14 protein-coding genes are annotated in these 15,031 nt (G+C 40.6%); 5 read left to right on the top strand and 9 right to left on the bottom strand.

The window, feature by feature from the left end:
- Positions 1–30 precede the first annotated feature (30 nt).
- Genes rdgB through metG form a run of 5 tightly spaced genes read right to left on the bottom strand, consistent with a single transcriptional unit; the run spans position 31 to position 7,289 of the window.
- On the bottom strand, positions 31–3,657 hold the full coding sequence (gene rdgB, locus WC788_03210) for an RdgB/HAM1 family non-canonical purine NTP pyrophosphatase (protein MFA6096607.1): 3,627 nt from the start codon (positions 3,655–3,657) through the stop codon (positions 31–33).
- Positions 3,658–3,680: 23 nt separating this feature from the next.
- Positions 3,681–4,532 (bottom strand): metallophosphoesterase, encoded by an 852-nt coding sequence (locus tag WC788_03215; protein ID MFA6096608.1) that lies wholly within the window; start codon positions 4,530–4,532, stop codon positions 3,681–3,683.
- A 7-nt stretch (positions 4,533–4,539) separates the two neighbouring features.
- Positions 4,540–5,322 carry a TatD family hydrolase gene (locus tag WC788_03220; protein ID MFA6096609.1) on the bottom strand — a complete coding sequence of 261 codons (783 nt, stop codon included), beginning with the start codon at positions 5,320–5,322 and terminating at the stop codon, positions 4,540–4,542.
- A gap of 17 nt (positions 5,323–5,339) precedes the next feature.
- Positions 5,340–5,717 (bottom strand): four helix bundle protein, encoded by a 378-nt coding sequence (locus tag WC788_03225; protein ID MFA6096610.1) that lies wholly within the window; start codon positions 5,715–5,717, stop codon positions 5,340–5,342.
- Positions 5,718–5,756: 39 nt separating this feature from the next.
- Positions 5,757–7,289 carry a methionine--tRNA ligase gene (metG, locus tag WC788_03230; protein MFA6096611.1) on the bottom strand — a complete coding sequence of 511 codons (1,533 nt, stop codon included), beginning with the start codon at positions 7,287–7,289 and terminating at the stop codon, positions 5,757–5,759.
- A 51-nt stretch (positions 7,290–7,340) separates the two neighbouring features.
- On the opposite strand from metG, the gene WC788_03235 reads away from it, so the two are divergent.
- Positions 7,341–7,565, top strand: coding sequence for a hypothetical protein (locus tag WC788_03235; GenBank protein MFA6096612.1), 225 nt, complete (start codon positions 7,341–7,343; stop codon positions 7,563–7,565).
- Between the two features lie 87 nt (positions 7,566–7,652).
- The gene (locus WC788_03240; protein ID MFA6096613.1) at positions 7,653–7,940 is read left to right on the top strand and encodes a hypothetical protein; all 288 of its coding nucleotides are present in this window, start codon (positions 7,653–7,655) and stop codon (positions 7,938–7,940) included.
- A 47-nt stretch (positions 7,941–7,987) separates the two neighbouring features.
- Here WC788_03240 and rsmI read toward each other — a convergent pair whose 3' ends face one another.
- Genes rsmI through WC788_03255 form a run of 3 tightly spaced genes read right to left on the bottom strand, consistent with a single transcriptional unit; the run spans position 7,988 to position 10,959 of the window.
- Positions 7,988–8,653 (bottom strand): 16S rRNA (cytidine(1402)-2'-O)-methyltransferase, encoded by a 666-nt coding sequence (rsmI, locus tag WC788_03245; protein ID MFA6096614.1) that lies wholly within the window; start codon positions 8,651–8,653, stop codon positions 7,988–7,990.
- Positions 8,654–8,657: 4 nt separating this feature from the next.
- Positions 8,658–9,686, bottom strand: a complete 1,029-nt coding sequence (locus WC788_03250; protein ID MFA6096615.1) for an AI-2E family transporter — start codon at positions 9,684–9,686, stop codon at positions 8,658–8,660.
- Between the two features lie 4 nt (positions 9,687–9,690).
- Positions 9,691–10,959 (bottom strand): pitrilysin family protein, encoded by a 1,269-nt coding sequence (locus tag WC788_03255; protein MFA6096616.1) that lies wholly within the window; start codon positions 10,957–10,959, stop codon positions 9,691–9,693.
- Between the two features lie 319 nt (positions 10,960–11,278).
- Here WC788_03255 and WC788_03260 point away from each other — a divergent pair, with 319 nt between their 5' ends.
- Both WC788_03260 and WC788_03265 read left to right on the top strand, forming a co-directional pair.
- The gene (locus WC788_03260; protein ID MFA6096617.1) at positions 11,279–12,037 is read left to right on the top strand and encodes an MBL fold metallo-hydrolase; all 759 of its coding nucleotides are present in this window, start codon (positions 11,279–11,281) and stop codon (positions 12,035–12,037) included.
- Between the two features lie 279 nt (positions 12,038–12,316).
- Complete coding sequence (locus WC788_03265) at positions 12,317–13,114, top strand: SAM hydroxide adenosyltransferase (protein ID MFA6096618.1); 798 nt, start codon at positions 12,317–12,319, stop codon at positions 13,112–13,114.
- A gap of 133 nt (positions 13,115–13,247) precedes the next feature.
- Here WC788_03265 and WC788_03270 read toward each other — a convergent pair whose 3' ends face one another.
- A complete protein-coding gene (locus WC788_03270) occupies positions 13,248–14,123 on the bottom strand; it encodes a CAP domain-containing protein (GenBank protein ID MFA6096619.1) in 876 nt (291 codons plus the stop codon).
- A gap of 585 nt (positions 14,124–14,708) precedes the next feature.
- Here WC788_03270 and WC788_03275 point away from each other — a divergent pair.
- Positions 14,709–14,909 (top strand): hypothetical protein, encoded by a 201-nt coding sequence (locus WC788_03275; protein MFA6096620.1) that lies wholly within the window; start codon positions 14,709–14,711, stop codon positions 14,907–14,909.
- The last annotated feature ends 122 nt before the right edge of the window (positions 14,910–15,031 follow it).

Consider the following 15,031-nt stretch of genomic DNA (forward strand, 5'->3'; position numbering starts at 1 on the left):
CTGCTTTTTTTAACTTTGCATTATTTTCGATCAGACTACAATATTGATCAACCTACCCTTGATGAATAAAAACTTTTTTATCTCTTTCCCTTCTACCCATTTTCTGACTTTGTCGCTGGCAAGCGCAAGTTTTTTTGCTTCATCTTCAGAAATCCCTGCAGGCGCGGAAAGCTTTTCCCTGACTTTGCCGTTTATCTGGACCACGAGTTCAATTTCTGTTTCTCTTGCAGTAGATTCATCGTATTTCGGCCATTTTTCAAGATGAATACTGTCTGTACCGCCTAGGTTCAACCACATTTCTTCCGTGATATGCGGAACAAACGGTGCGAGCATTGTTATGATAGTTGAAAATTCATTCCGGGGTATAGAGCTCAGCCTATCGTATTCATTCGAAAGGATCATGATCTGGGAAATTGCGGTATTGAACTTCATATTATCAACGTCTTCAGTAACCTTTTTTATCGCCCTATGAAGCACCGGCAACATATCAGCTTTTGATTTGTTATGCTCTGAATCCAAAAATGCAATTAATTTTGAAACGGCTTTTTTCCTATGATCGTATTTATACTTTTCAACATTCGGCATTTCACCGAATGTTTTCGACTCTGCTTCGGGGATGAATATCGGATCATATCCGAAACCGCCATTTCCCTTTGCCATTTGCGAAACAAAACCCTTGCAAACACCGTCAAATTGCCTGAATGTGTCGTTCTTCGGATCATACATCGTAATGACAGATTTGAAATATGCTGATCGGTCATTCTTGTCGGACAATTCGCCAATTATCTGTCCTTGCGCTTGTTTATAATCACCCTTGGCAAATCTCGCCGAAAATACGCCGGGCTTTCCATCCATCGCGGCAACACTGAAGCCACTGTCATCAGCAACCGTTATATAGCCGGTTTTTTTCGCATAGTATTTTGCCTTTATCAGTGAATTATCTTCATATGTCTTGCCGTTCTCTACGGGCTCTTTGTATTTCTTTTTCAGATCGGCAATGCATATGATATTAAAATCCTTAAAATGATCTTTTAATTCTGATAACTTGCCCTGATTGTTGGTTGCGACCAATATCGTATTTTTGACAGGTTTTGAAAACGCTATGTCTGCGTTTTGCACCTTGAATTGGAGATTCCAGATCCTTTCCAAAAACCTGTGCATTCCTATGAGACTTGTAGTTGACCAGGGAATGGATTCGCCATACGGCCCCATGAACATCTCATATAACCTAATCGTATCGGCGCCATATTTTTCAATAACATCATCCGGATTAACGACATTTCCGCGCGATTTGCTCATTTTTTGACCATCTTCCGCCAGGATCATCCCGTGCGATCTTCTTGTCTTATACGGCTCGCTCGTATTCACATATCCGAGATCGAACAAAAACTTGTGCCAGAATCTGGAATACAGAAGATGAAGAGTTGTATGTTCCATTCCGCCGTTATACAGATCAACGGGCATCCAGTAATCTATTTTTTTTCTTGAGGCAAACTGCTTATCATTCCGCGGATCAAGATATCGAAGGAAATACCAGCTTGACCCTGCCCAGTTTGGCATAGTGTCGGTTTCTCTTCTGGCATCGTTCTTGCAAACGGGACACTTTATACTCACCCACTTTGTGATATTGGCAAGAGGGGATTCGCCTGTATCCGTTGGCTCATAATTCTTCACATTAGGCAATTCGAGCGGAAGGTCGGACTCATTCAGTGGAATATTCTTCGTAATATTAAGAACTTGGAATTCCCATCCAACGAGACCGTTGTTCTTTATTCTGCCAATATAATCATTCGTAAAACCATATGACTTTTCAAGGTCATTGATGCTTTTTATTTTTGCACCCGGAAGAATCCTGGAAATGAGGTCTTTGTTCGAATATAATTCACCAAGACCGCCAAAATTATATACCTTTTTTATCCTGACAACTTCAAAATCACCGGTATTCTTATTATTAAATTTGAGAATGTCGCCAGCCTTTATGTCTCCGAAATATCTTTCTTTTTCATCAGGATTCAATGCTCTGGTTTCGATCGTCTTTTTTTTGCCGATGATCTGATTCCAAACATTGTTATCTCTGAAATTGAGTTCCATTTTGACATTTATTCCCGCAAGTCCGCAATGTTTGCATTTTATGATCGGGATCGGCTCTCCCCAATAATGCTGGCGGGAGAACACCCAATCGCGAAGCTTGTAATTTACTTTTTTTTGCCCGATGCTTTTTTCTTCCAGCGATTTAATCATCTCGTTACGTGCTTGTTCCGATCTTAGGTTACTATATTTTTCCGAATTTACTAACTGGCCATCATCACAATACGATTTTTCACCCTTCAGAAAGGCATCTCTTTCCTTTTGTATAGCTATTTCGGGAGATTCTGATCCCGACACAACAATCGTTAAAGCCGCAGGTACAACGACTACTTTTATCGGCAACGCATATTTCTTTGCAAACACAAAATCTCTTTCATCGTGAGCTGGAACTGCCATTACGGCGCCGGTTCCATATGCCCCCAGGACATAATCGGCCACCCAGACCGGGATTTCTTCATTATTGAATGGATTTATTACTTTAAGACCTTTAATCTCTACGCCTGTTTTTTCTTTCGCCAAATCAGTCCTATCCAGATCAGGTTTATTTTTCGCCTCGTTAATATATTTCAAAACCTCATCGTAATTGTTTATTTGCGTTTTTAAAGTTTCTATAAGCGGATGCTCGGGAGCAAGAACAACGTAAGTACAACCAAAAATGGTATCGATACGGGTCGTAAACACTTCGACATTGTTTGCAACACGCCCCTCGCCCCTCTCAAGAGGGGAATATTGAATTCTAGCATTATCTTTTAACTTTTCACTTTTCACTTTAAACTTTACAGTTGCGCCTTCCGATTTTCCTATCCAATTGATCTGCTGCGTTTTGATCTTGTCCAAATAATCCACGCTGTTCAGGTCGTCTATAAGACGCTGGGCATATTTTGTTATGCGGAGCATCCATTGCCTTTTCGTTCTTTTTTCAGCGACTGCGCCGCATCTTTCACAGCTTCCATCCATAACCTCTTCATTAGCCAAGCCAATCTTGCAGCTTGGGCACCAATTTATCGCCATTTCAGCTTCATAGGCCAGTCTTCTTGAATCTATGTACTCTTTTTTCCCGAGAGCATCCAGGCCGGCGGGAACATCAAGCTCCTCGATCGGACGAGCCTTGTCTGATCTTTCATCATAAAAACTGTTGAAAAGCTTCAAAAAGATCCATTGTGTCCATTTATAATATTTCGGATCTGTCGTATTGATCTCTCTCGACCAGTCAAAGCTTGGCCCATAGCTCTTTATTTGCTTGGTAAAAGTTTTTATGTTCTTTTTCGTTACTATGGTCGGGTGAGTCTTTGTCTTAATGGCAAAATTCTCGGTCGGCAAACCAAAAGCGTCCCATCCGATCGGATAGATCACATTGTATCCGCTCATTCTTTTTTTTCGCGCGACGATATCGATCGCAATATGGCTCCGCAGATGTCCGACATGGAGCCCTGCGCCCGACGGATAGGGGAATTCTATCAGACAATAATACTTCGGATCATTTGAGAAATCTTTGGCCTTGTACAGTTCGCTCTTGTCCCATTTGGTCTGCCACTTTTTTTCTATCTTCCTGAAGTTATATTTTGACATTATTATATATTAAATTGTAATTATCAGTTTATTGTTATAACGGTGATTTCAGGAGGAACGAGGAATCTCAGCGGGACAGTGCTCATTCCGATCCCGCGATTCACATACATCCTGTCATTATCTATTTTGTATAGACCGCTTATGAACCCTTTTCCGGCTTCGCGCCTTGCCGGTATAAATTGTTCGGAAAGAAAAGGTATGTATATCTGGCCGCCATGAGTGTGACCGACCAAGATAAGGTCAATGCCTTTATTCTTTGCATATTTGATCACGTTTGGAGAATGTGCCAGAAGTATTTTACATGATTTTACGCTATTATCAATGCCATTAAAGGCTTTTTCCATGTCGTCAGCATTTTCCCCGCTGGTATATGGATCCTTCACGCCCAAAATATAAAAATTATTCCCGTTAAGCGCAAATCCGTCGTTTGAATTCGTAATGACTTTAGCCCCCGCTTTTTCAAGTTTTGTTGTAAAATCCCTCATATCAAAATCCAAAGACCAATAATCCCAATTGCCAAAAACGATATATGTCGGATACTCATTCGATATCATCCTGACCAGATCAATGGCCTTTTCAATGCCGCTCTTATCCGTTATCAGGTCGCCAGTAATAAACACAGAATCGGGCTTCTGGGACTTTATACTGCTATAGATATCGCTTATTTTCCCATCAACAGTGTCCTTATTGAAATGCAAGTCGGATATTTGAACAAATCTTACGCTGGCCCCAAGGGTGTTTGAACAATCCAGGTCAAGATCCAAAGATTCAGCTACGATCATGTTGGGTTCTATGAAATATGAGTAACCGAACACCATCATAAAAGCCGATATAACAACAGCAACGATCCATTTTTTCTTTATCTTCAATTTCATCAGTGCTCTATAAATGAAATAAATTCACTGCATTCTTTGATGTTTCACGCTCAATGTTTTTTATATCCTCATTCCTCAGGTTCGATATTTTTTCCAGTGTAAATTTCACGTGAAGAGGCTCGTTCCTTTCTCCGCGATAGGGAACGGGGGACAGATAGGGACAATCAGTTTCAATCAGCATTCTGTCAAGCGGCATTTTTCGTATCACATCATGCATCTCCGATATGTCGCTTGTCGGGGCATTCTCTTTGTAATATGTAATAATCCCGGTAAAACCCAGACAAAAACCCATATCCAGGAATTTCTCCGCTATTTCCCATCCCGCAGAGAAACAATGGACGACCCCATGCCACTTTTCCGTACTAAAGCCATCCAAAACATCGATCATTTCGTTGTAGGCGTCTCTGCAGTGCAATATCACGGGTTTATTGTGCCTGAATGCCATATCCAGCTGAGACTCAAAGGCCTCGATCTGCATATCCTGAGGGGACAGGTTTCTGAAGAAATCCAGTCCGATCTCGCCGATAGCCACAGCTTTATAATGAAGGCACAACTGCTCAAGTTTCGCGAGATTTTTTGAATCTAACGAATCTGCATCATGCGGATGAATTCCGACGGAGCAATATATATTTTCATGCTTCATGGCCAGATCCGAGCTTCGTTCGCTTGATCTCATGTCGCAGCCGACATTGATCAGCTTTTCTCCGCCATTATCAAAATACCGCCTGATGACATCATCGCGATCGGGATCAAATTCTTTAAAATCAACATGCGCATGCGTATCGATCATTATGGTAAAATATTTTATTATTCCAATTGCTTCTCGATATTTCTGATCAGTCTGTTTAGTTCCGTCATTAACTCGTTCAATAGCGAGTTTATAACACTGAAATCCAGCGACTTACCGAATGGCATTTTCTTGATCTCTCTGATCTTCACATCAAGCTCGAGACTTGTCTGCTGAGCTCTGATCAGCGATTCATGGAAAGATTTCGCATTACCTGTTTTTTTCCCCGAAGCAATGCTCTTTGAAATTGTGACGGAGAATCTCCTTATCTCGGAAATAGAGCTATAGTTCGCCAGATTCGGAAAATATCCCGTCAATTTTTGGATCGCGAAAACGAGCTCCAGCGATTTTTGCCATGCTGCGAGCCGTTTATAGTCTTGATTATCATTTGTTTCCATATATTTGATAATATATTATATATAAATGATCTGCGTACTTCACTTATCTAGCCGAGGAAATAGATTGTCGCCTTTTTTTATTTTCGTGCCCGGCTTAAGCCTTCCCCAAAGGCTTGCATCTTTGATATTTTTGGACAACTCTGCCGTTCTTTCTTTTTCATCTGCGAAAAGCTGGGAGAATATCTTATCTGAGGTTTCGGGCATAAAAGGCCGTATCATCCAGGCGATATGGCGCATACATTCGAGAAGGTTGAATATCGTCATGCTTCTGTCCGCACCTTCCATTTTCCAAGGCTTCTTTTTTTCGAGATACTCATCGCACATGCTCATAAATGCCCTCATTCCAAGAAGGGATTCATTCATTTTAAACAAGTCAATCGAACTAAAATATTTCAGCCATGCATCTGCTGCAGCTCGTTCAAGATCGGTATCCGGCGGAATCGAAGTTTCGGATAGTGTGTCCATTTTTGATGCGAGCGTTAATATTCTTGCGGTCAGATTGCCTATGCCGTTTGCAAGGTCTGCCTGATATAGTTCTTCGAATTTAGCATATGAAAAATCTCCATCATCCGAAGAAGATATCTCTTTGAGGAGATAGTACCTCAGCGCGTCAACGCTTCCGTATTTTTCAACAACTTCAAAAGGATCAATGACATTGCCGAGAGACTTGCTCATCTTTTGCCCGCCGGAGGTTATGAAACCGTGAACATATATATTTTTGGGAAGCGCCAAATCTGCGCTAAGGAGCATTCCCGGCCATATTGCGCTATGAAAACGTAAAATATCTTTTCCAATCAGATGAACGTCTGCAGGCCAATATTTCTTGTATTTGTCGGAATCTTCAGCGTATCCGAGAGCTGATATGTAGTTTGTGAGAGCATCGCACCATACATACATAGTTTGGTCATCATCGCCCGGAATGGGAATACCCCAATCCAAGACTCTTTTTGAGCGCGAAAAGCTTATATCCCTCAAACCTTCCCTCAGAACGCTTAATATCTCATTTTTCCGAGACTCTGGTATGATGTTGATCTCGCCAGACTCTATCCTTTCCCGGATCCTGTCCGTATATTTGGATAATCTGAAAAAATAGTTGTCTTCCTTTACTCTTTCCGGCTCCTTTTTATGATTCGGACATTTGCCGTCGATCAAGTCTTTTTCTGTTATGAATTCTTCACACCCGACGCAATACAGCCCTTCATAGCTGTTTTTGTAAATATCTCCAGCGTCAACAAATTTTTTCCAGATCTTCTGCGCAGACGGATAATGGCGAACTTTGTCCGATGTCCTGATAAAATCGTCAATTGAAACATTCAGCGTCCCAAGCAGCAACCTGAATTTATCCGAATTGCCGTCAACAAATCTCTGAACGTCGATATTCTTTTCTTCGGCCGTCTTTTTTATTTTGCTGCCGTTCTCATCGGTTCCTGACAGAAAATATACATCTTCACCAAGCAAACGATGAAATCTTGCAAGGGCATCGGCCTGAAGAACTTCCATCGCATAACCGATATGAGGAGAAGCGTTTGCATAAGCGATCGATGTGGTTATATAGAATTTTTTCTTTGACATATGTAAACTTATATGTTATTTAAGGATTATGAAAAATGCGGAGGTAAGAAGATGAGCGAAAATATTCTTTATGCGGAAGTCCGCGACCGCGGGCATCAGGACATCTTGATCCAAATTGGAAAAAAGATAATCGCGGCCAGGCTTGAATCATGCGACAACATGGGCATACTCGTAGTATTTAAAAAAGACAAACAGAAAGTTGTTAACAGCTACAAAAAGCGCGAAAAGAAGACATTCATTCCATGGCACCGAATAAAATGCATAGACATCCCCTGATCATAACAGGGGATTTTTATTTTTTCAAATATGTACCTGTTTGACATAATGCTATATGCATATTAGAATTTTTCAGGAAGAAAATAAATGGTACATCCTTTTAAAAACAGATCTATCGAAAGCGCGGAACAGCTGATCGTGGAAAGAGTGGCAAACGAGGAGATCCGGGATTTCAGCTTTTGTATCCTGAAACTGAGGCTGGGCGAGGTTTGTCCATATGAAACCCTTGAAGCTGTCCTGAACAATCTTATCGATAAGGGTAAGGTGATTAAGGGCAAAAGAACGTGTTATGGCGATCAAAGATACAATTTAGTGCAATATTCCGCACCGATCACAAAATCAACAAATCAAGGCAATTTAATTGGCCGGCTATGAGGCCAATTTTTTTACTGAGTCATCGCAAAATAATTAATTTGCATCAATTAACTTACAATCACAATAAATTCACCCTTGATCTCTCCCGGGGCGATCTTTTTTATCACCTCTTCGGGCTTGCCGCGATAGATCGTTTCATACATTTTTGTCAGTTCACGACAAATGACGATGTCCCGGTCAGGAACATTGACTAGAAGACTCTGAAGCGTTTTTTCTATTCTGTGGGGCGACTCATAGAAAATTACCGTTTTATCTTCACCTTTCAAATTTTCGAAAAAGGTTTTTCTGCCCTTCTTGTGCGGAACAAACCCTAAAAACTCAAACTTATCCGTCGCGAAGCCCGAAACGGAAAGCCCGGCCGCAAGCCCCGACGGACCCGGAATTGGGATTATATTAACATTAATATTTTCATCAAGCAAGTATCTTATCAGAAGATTTCCCGGATCGGAGATACCGGGAGTGCCGGCGTCGCTGACCAGCGCCAATTTCTTGTTCATCTTCAACAGATCGGCAATTTCCTGCATCTTTTCAAGCTTGCTGTGGTGATGATAGCTCATCATCGGCTGATTGATGCTATATTTTTCGAGAAGAATTTTCGTATGCCTCGTATCCTCGCATAAGATCACATCCACCTCTTTTAAAACCCTCAACGCTCTGAGGGTTATATCTTCCAAATTGCCGATAGGCGTAGCTACTATATACAGATCTGCCATATAATTAATTTACTGCATGATTATGATTAACATCATCCAATATAATTGTGATTATGGCAGTAACCGGAACAGCCAGCATTGCGCCCATCACGCCGGCCAATTTTCCGCCGATCATGATCGCCAATATGATTATGATCGGATGCAGATTTACGGATTTTTCCATAACTTTGGGCACTATCAGATAATTTTCAAATTGCTGTATGAAAAAATATAGCACAAATGTCAACAGGGCATCGTTGAGCGAAATTGTCAGCGCGATGATTATCGCCGGAATGGCGGAAAGGATCGGTCCGACATAGGGAACCAGCTCAAGCATGCCCGCGATCATAGCCAGCACCAGCGCATATTCGGTTATTCCGAGAAGATATAAGCCGACGTATGACATTATCCCGACTATAAAACCGAGCGACACCTGTCCCACGAACCACCTTCCCAGCTTGACCTGAACTTTTTTTATTATATTCAAAGATCTGTGCTGCATTTTTTGCGGAATGACATTTTTTACGAAACGCTCGACCCCATTCTCTTCGATGATAAGATAAAAAGATATCACTATTGTAAGCAGCGCCGACATAACACCGCCAAGCAGATTGAATATCCCGGCAAAAAAACTTGATGTGATATTCTTGAAGTATCCGCTCGCCTGAACCAATAAATTTTGAAGGGGTCCCGACAATTCCGACTTGAGAAGGGCGTTGTCAATTATAAAAGAATTATCCGCCAGATATTGCGGTATTACAAGAGACAGCTGGCTTAACTGTTTTGCAAGCGGAGGAGCGATAATGAAAAACATGGATCCAAAAACGATGAAAATAATCGCAAATATTAGCATTGCGGCTATGATCCTCGGAATCTTTTTTGATTCCAGAAAATCAACGGCCGGAACGATTATCAGAGTTATCAATATCGATATAAAAAGCAGGAAGATGATATCCCTCAGGAAATACACAAATATTACGGCGAAGATCGAGATCAATATCCTGAATATGCCTTCGTATGACACATCAAGCGAGTGATGACTATTTTCATTCATATTCTTATTTTAAACTTAAGATGCCGTTTATCGGCGCATTATCCTCAAATGGTCCGATAAGGGCCAAGTTGAGCTTTTTATCGACGAATATATCCTCAGAAACTCTCTTGATATCCTTCGCACTGACTGAGTCTATTTTATCAAATTTCTCTTCGGGGGTCAAAATCTTTCCCGAATAGAGTTCCTGCATCGCGACAAAGCTCGCCATTGAATCAGATGATTCAAGAGCTATGGTCGTTCGGCCTTTGAGATATGTCTTTGCCTTGCTGAGTTCATCTGCATCAACACCGAAGTCTCTTATTCTTTTGTATTCATCGAGAATTATTTTGATCGCTTTTATGCTTTTTTCGTTGCTGAGTCCGGCCTGAGTGACCAAATATCCGACGTCTTTATAGCTTTCCGCGCTTGTATGGATATAATATGCAAGACCGTTCTTTTCCCTGACCGACGTAAAAAGCCGCGAACTCATGTTCCCTCCCAGTATCGCGCTCAAGATGCTCATTGCATATTTATTCTCGCTCTCGATCCCATATGCCCTTACGCCTATGCAAATGTGCGTTTGATCCGTTTTTCTGTTATTCACGAGCAAGTTTGGCTGAGATTGATCATCATGAGCGCTGGCCTGATCCGGAGATCTGCGGTCCGATATGCCCATAAAATATTTGCCGATCTTCGACTCGACTTGTTTTTCATTTATCTTTCCGCAGACAGCGATCACGATATTGTCCGCAGAGTAATAGTCATTATAATATTTCACAAAATCTTCCCTTTTTACAGAATTGATCGTTTCGCGGTTTCCGATCTCGTCAAAACCCAAAGGCTGGTCTTTATATAAAACACTTTCATACAACGTCGGAACGTACATCATTGGATTGTCGAGATACATATTCATTTCCTCGATTATCGTCCCTCGCTCCTTATTGATCTCCGATTGGTCAAATTTTGAATTCAGAACAATATCCGAAATGACGTCTGCGGCAAGATCGAAATTCGATGCATCAACTTTCACCCAAAATCCGGTATATTCCTTTCCCGTAAATGCGTTGTATACTCCTCCAACCCTGTCCAATTCCTTGGAGATATCGAGCGTTGTCGGCCTTTTTGCCGTTCCCTTGAAAAACATATGCTCAAGAAAATGAGATATTCCGCGGATATTCTCCGACTCGTTCTTCGATCCGGTTCTCACCAGCAGCAGGATAGTGACCGTATTTGTATGTTCAAGCGGAACCGTAATGAGCTTCGAACCGCCGGAAAGCAAAGATTTTTTATACATGTTTTGGATATATAATTAAAAATAACGCAAAAGGCCGATAACTAGCAGCTTCTAAATGATACGAACTGAAATTGACTAAGCCGTAAACTTTTTAGCTTACGGAGAGGAGAGAGATTGTTTGCCAACTACAGTACGATTAGAATGCCGCTAGCTCTCGACCTTTTGCGCTCAATAAGCATTGAAATCACCATTTGTATTAGATATTATATGATTTAGCACGGTATATGTCAATATTTAAAAAAATATATCGCTCGTGTGCCTTGCCATGTTCCGATTTATTGTGTTAAATTTATATATAGCAAATAAATAAGAAAAGATAATGCATCAGGAAATCACATTCATAGGGCATTCTACCATATTGATAGATATCGAAGGCTTCAAGATCATAACGGATCCGATTTTTTCAAAATGGGTATATGGAATACCGCGTGCCAAAAAAGTTAACATAGAAATTGACGATCTCAAGAACGACGTTGATCTTATTTTGATATCGCATGCGCACAAAGATCATCTGAACAAAAAAAGTTTGAATCATTTTCAAAAGGATATTCCCATTGCATCGCACAGCGACAACAAGAAATATATCAGTAAATGCAAATTCACGAACATACTCCAATTCGCCTATTGGGAATCAAAACTTTTCAATAAAGACGCGATCCGGGTCACATCGGTTCCGGCATATCATGGAAAAACTTTGCCATGGGGACCGATCGGAACCTCAGGGGGATTCGTGATCGAATCAACAGATAAAACTATATATTTTGCCGGAGACACCGCATATGATTCCGGATTATTCAAGACGATCAGGACGAAATTCGACATAGATGTTCTATTGATGCCGATCGGAGCGTATTCGCCTCGATGGATGCTCAGAAACGAGCACACCAATCCCGATGAAGCGCTGAAAACGATGCATGTACTGAAAGCCAAAACAATGATTCCGATCCACTGGGGCTCATATATGTTCGCGCTTGATACTCCCAAACAGCCTATCAGAATACTGAAAAAGAGGATAATGGGCACGAATCTTGAAAAAAAGGTGCGCATTCTGAAAAACGGTGAAAGTATGAGCCTGTAAAAGACCGCAAGTATTGACAAATCTAATATTATGTATAATAATGTATTTACGCTTTAAGACACAATAATCAGACAAAGCATGGACTCTGCACACAATATAATGATGATGATGGATATGATGATGAACCACTTCAATGAGAGTTGGCGCTTTTAGATTTCAGATCAAGACAAAGAGCAAAAGGCCGATTCTCCGGAATCGGTTATTTTAGTTCATTCAATGATTTCCATTTCAATATTGAATCGCGGATTAGATGAATAAATAATCAATAATATATAATACATGCAAATTACGATCATAAACGACTGCCAGGATCAAAACGCCAAATTAAGACAAGTGACAAGGGCGGGCTCATATTTTAAGAATGCTTCCGTGAATTGCTTCGGCGTCAGTTCAGAGCTCGAAGCGGCGGGGTTTCTTTTGGATGCCATAGACGCTTTTGAGGGAAGGGAAGGAATAGTCCTCGCAAACGTCGCTCCAAGGAACGGAAGCGCGCATAAATGGAAGAATGGCACTCCTTTCGGATATTTTTGGTACAAAAAAACTTTGGTGGTTACGACAATCGACGGGATGATCCTTTCTCTTGCAAAAAAATACGGCGTGATCGATAAGCTTTATGTCCTTGAGATCAAAGAAGTGCTGGAAGCCATTAAAAGAAGCGAATTGAGCGACGAAGTGAAAGGCCGGATCATTTCAAGCCAATTCAGAAGCTATGACTTTCTTCCGAGAGCCGCCTATTGGATAAAGAAAAAGATAAAACTGCCCAAAACCGAATTTGACCTAAACCTTATTCCGGAGATCCCAAAAAAGATCTGGTTCACGGACAACTTTGGAAATGCAAAAACCACCATCGACAGCGCATCTGCCGATGACAGAAAAAGAATAACCGTCAGGATCAACGGCAATGCTGTTGAATTGAATTACTACAAATGTCTTCGCGACCTCAAAGATGGAGAAACCGGACTAGTACAAGGAAGTTCGGGAGTTTTCGGACACAGATTTTTGGAGATCATGACTCAAGGAAAAAATACTTCTCATCTGTTGAACATCAAAGCAGGGGATGATGTGGAGATATTATAACAAATTTACAATTTTAAATTTACAATTTTCAATAAATGACTGAATATCCAAATGTTCAATGGGATCGGAATAACTCGACTCATGAGTACATTTACTTGAAAAGTAACAATGCTTTATAAAATTCTTCATTTCATTAATTCGCCTTTGCGCATGAGTTGAACGCATCGACCTCGGCATTATAAGTCGTAACATAGTTTTTGGTTTCCTTTATCAGAGCATTAATATCCGACACCATCTGGTTATATCTTCTCACGTTCTTATTATAAACCGCGATATCGCCTTCCGATCGAGGATTGGAGCTGTCAATGATGTCTTTCAAGCCATTTATTGAAGCTTCCGCCGAAGTTATCGTTGTATTATTCTGATCAATTTTCTGCTTCAATGCCGTGTCTATTTTCGGACAAGCGGATAACGGAAGCGCAAAGACTTGGATCGCCATCCATGTTTCATTTTTCTCATATTGTCCTTTTTGCACAGCTATTCCTATTTCGGCATATCTCCCGTTGAGTATATTTGCGCGATGTCCCGGGCTGTTCATCCATGCATCGACGAGAGCTTTGTCGCCGTCGAAATTCCCAAGAGCGATATTCTCTCCGATCGTGATATACTCATAGCCATATTCCTTTGCAACATCTGAAACGCCTATTCCGGAAGGAGATATGTGCTCAAAATATTGTTCCTTGAACATATCATCGAGCCGCAATTGCGCAATTGCGTCCAATTTTGCATTCTCCTTCAGAGCTGTCAGTCCGCCGTTTGCATTACGCATATCATTAGTCCATTTCAGGACTCCGGAAATTGTAAGATTTGTTCTGGTGTTATATCCGTTAGAATATTTCAGGGGAGGCGGACTGTTTATTTCTTTTTCAATTTCTGAAATTATATTTTTTGTATCTTCGATCGGAAAATTAAAATCAATTTTTTTTATACCATAATAATTCATTCCGAAATAAACCGACCCAACGACCGTCAACAACAATACAATGCCGAAGAATGTTTTTTTAATCATAGAATATATTTACGTGCGCCATATTTATGCATTTATTATACTTGCGATATATATTAATACAAGTCTATACAATAACTACATATTGTAGTAGTTTATCAAAAGAACATTCTCAAAATAAAATTCTTTTTCGCATTTCAAATAATGCCGTATTTTGGCTTCAATTAGTGCCAAATATCTGTGGATAAGTCAATGCTTGACACTGCTTTTTATAATGAGATAATGATAACACAACAACATCGTTGGGCAGCGAAATTCAAAAATTTATAAACGATATTGCACGACTGGTTCATATGCTGAAATGATCGATCCGGAAAGTTAGAATAGTCTTCTAGCGAGAGGCGACCATGACAAACTGAAAGTTTAAATCTGGTTGTTTTTGTTTACTGAATTTTATCTGACGAAGTTTCGTTTTTATGCACCTGGAGCTTTAGTTTCAGATCAATCGGATCAGAGGCATAAAGATCCATTACGGCCGGCCTCCGAATTTAAGTTATGCAAAATATTTATTATCTTTCAGATATCATATATAGTATAAAGAATCGATTCAAAGTTTTGGAAGTATCATTTATTTTATAAAGCAAAAAAATGGCATGCAATAATGATGACTTTGAACCAATGTGCGTTTCGACCGAAGAAAGAGAAGTGATACATGATCTCCGCAATTTGGAATTCGGAAGGATATCGGTTTTCATTCAGAACGGCGTGATGATTAACAAGGAGATCACAAAAACGATCAAGAACAACAAGCATTCGCATCGGGAAGGATATATCCAGGAAAAATATTAAAAATTTCGCCTGACAGCAAACTGAGTCCCGAGGTCTCGGGATGACAGACAACTGAGGGCTCGCATAGTCAATCTACTTTTTTTGAAGTGGTTGGCGGTTGCGGGCCCTTTTTGTAATAACGA

The organism is Candidatus Paceibacterota bacterium, from assembly GCA_041661265.1.
GTDB lineage: Bacteria > Patescibacteriota > Minisyncoccia > JAHIHE01 > JAGLIN01 > JBAZUT01.

Coding starts and splice junctions, on each gene's coding strand:
- WC788_03270 (MFA6096619.1), bottom strand. CDS start 14,123: ATGATTAAAAAAACATTCTTCGGCATTGTATTGTTGTTGACGGTCGTT.
- rdgB (MFA6096607.1), bottom strand. CDS start 3,657: ATGTCAAAATATAACTTCAGGAAGATAGAAAAAAAGTGGCAGACCAAA.
- WC788_03240 (MFA6096613.1), top strand. CDS start 7,653: ATGGTACATCCTTTTAAAAACAGATCTATCGAAAGCGCGGAACAGCTG.
- rsmI (MFA6096614.1), bottom strand. CDS start 8,653: ATGGCAGATCTGTATATAGTAGCTACGCCTATCGGCAATTTGGAAGAT.
- metG (MFA6096611.1), bottom strand. CDS start 7,289: ATGTCAAAGAAAAAATTCTATATAACCACATCGATCGCTTATGCAAAC.
- WC788_03235 (MFA6096612.1), top strand. CDS start 7,341: ATGAGCGAAAATATTCTTTATGCGGAAGTCCGCGACCGCGGGCATCAG.
- WC788_03255 (MFA6096616.1), bottom strand. CDS start 10,959: ATGTATAAAAAATCTTTGCTTTCCGGCGGTTCGAAGCTCATTACGGTT.
- WC788_03225 (MFA6096610.1), bottom strand. CDS start 5,717: ATGGAAACAAATGATAATCAAGACTATAAACGGCTCGCAGCATGGCAA.
- WC788_03215 (MFA6096608.1), bottom strand. CDS start 4,532: ATGAAATTGAAGATAAAGAAAAAATGGATCGTTGCTGTTGTTATATCG.
- WC788_03265 (MFA6096618.1), top strand. CDS start 12,317: ATGCAAATTACGATCATAAACGACTGCCAGGATCAAAACGCCAAATTA.
- WC788_03220 (MFA6096609.1), bottom strand. CDS start 5,322: ATGATCGATACGCATGCGCATGTTGATTTTAAAGAATTTGATCCCGAT.
- WC788_03275 (MFA6096620.1), top strand. CDS start 14,709: ATGGCATGCAATAATGATGACTTTGAACCAATGTGCGTTTCGACCGAA.
- WC788_03260 (MFA6096617.1), top strand. CDS start 11,279: ATGCATCAGGAAATCACATTCATAGGGCATTCTACCATATTGATAGAT.
- WC788_03250 (MFA6096615.1), bottom strand. CDS start 9,686: ATGAATGAAAATAGTCATCACTCGCTTGATGTGTCATACGAAGGCATA.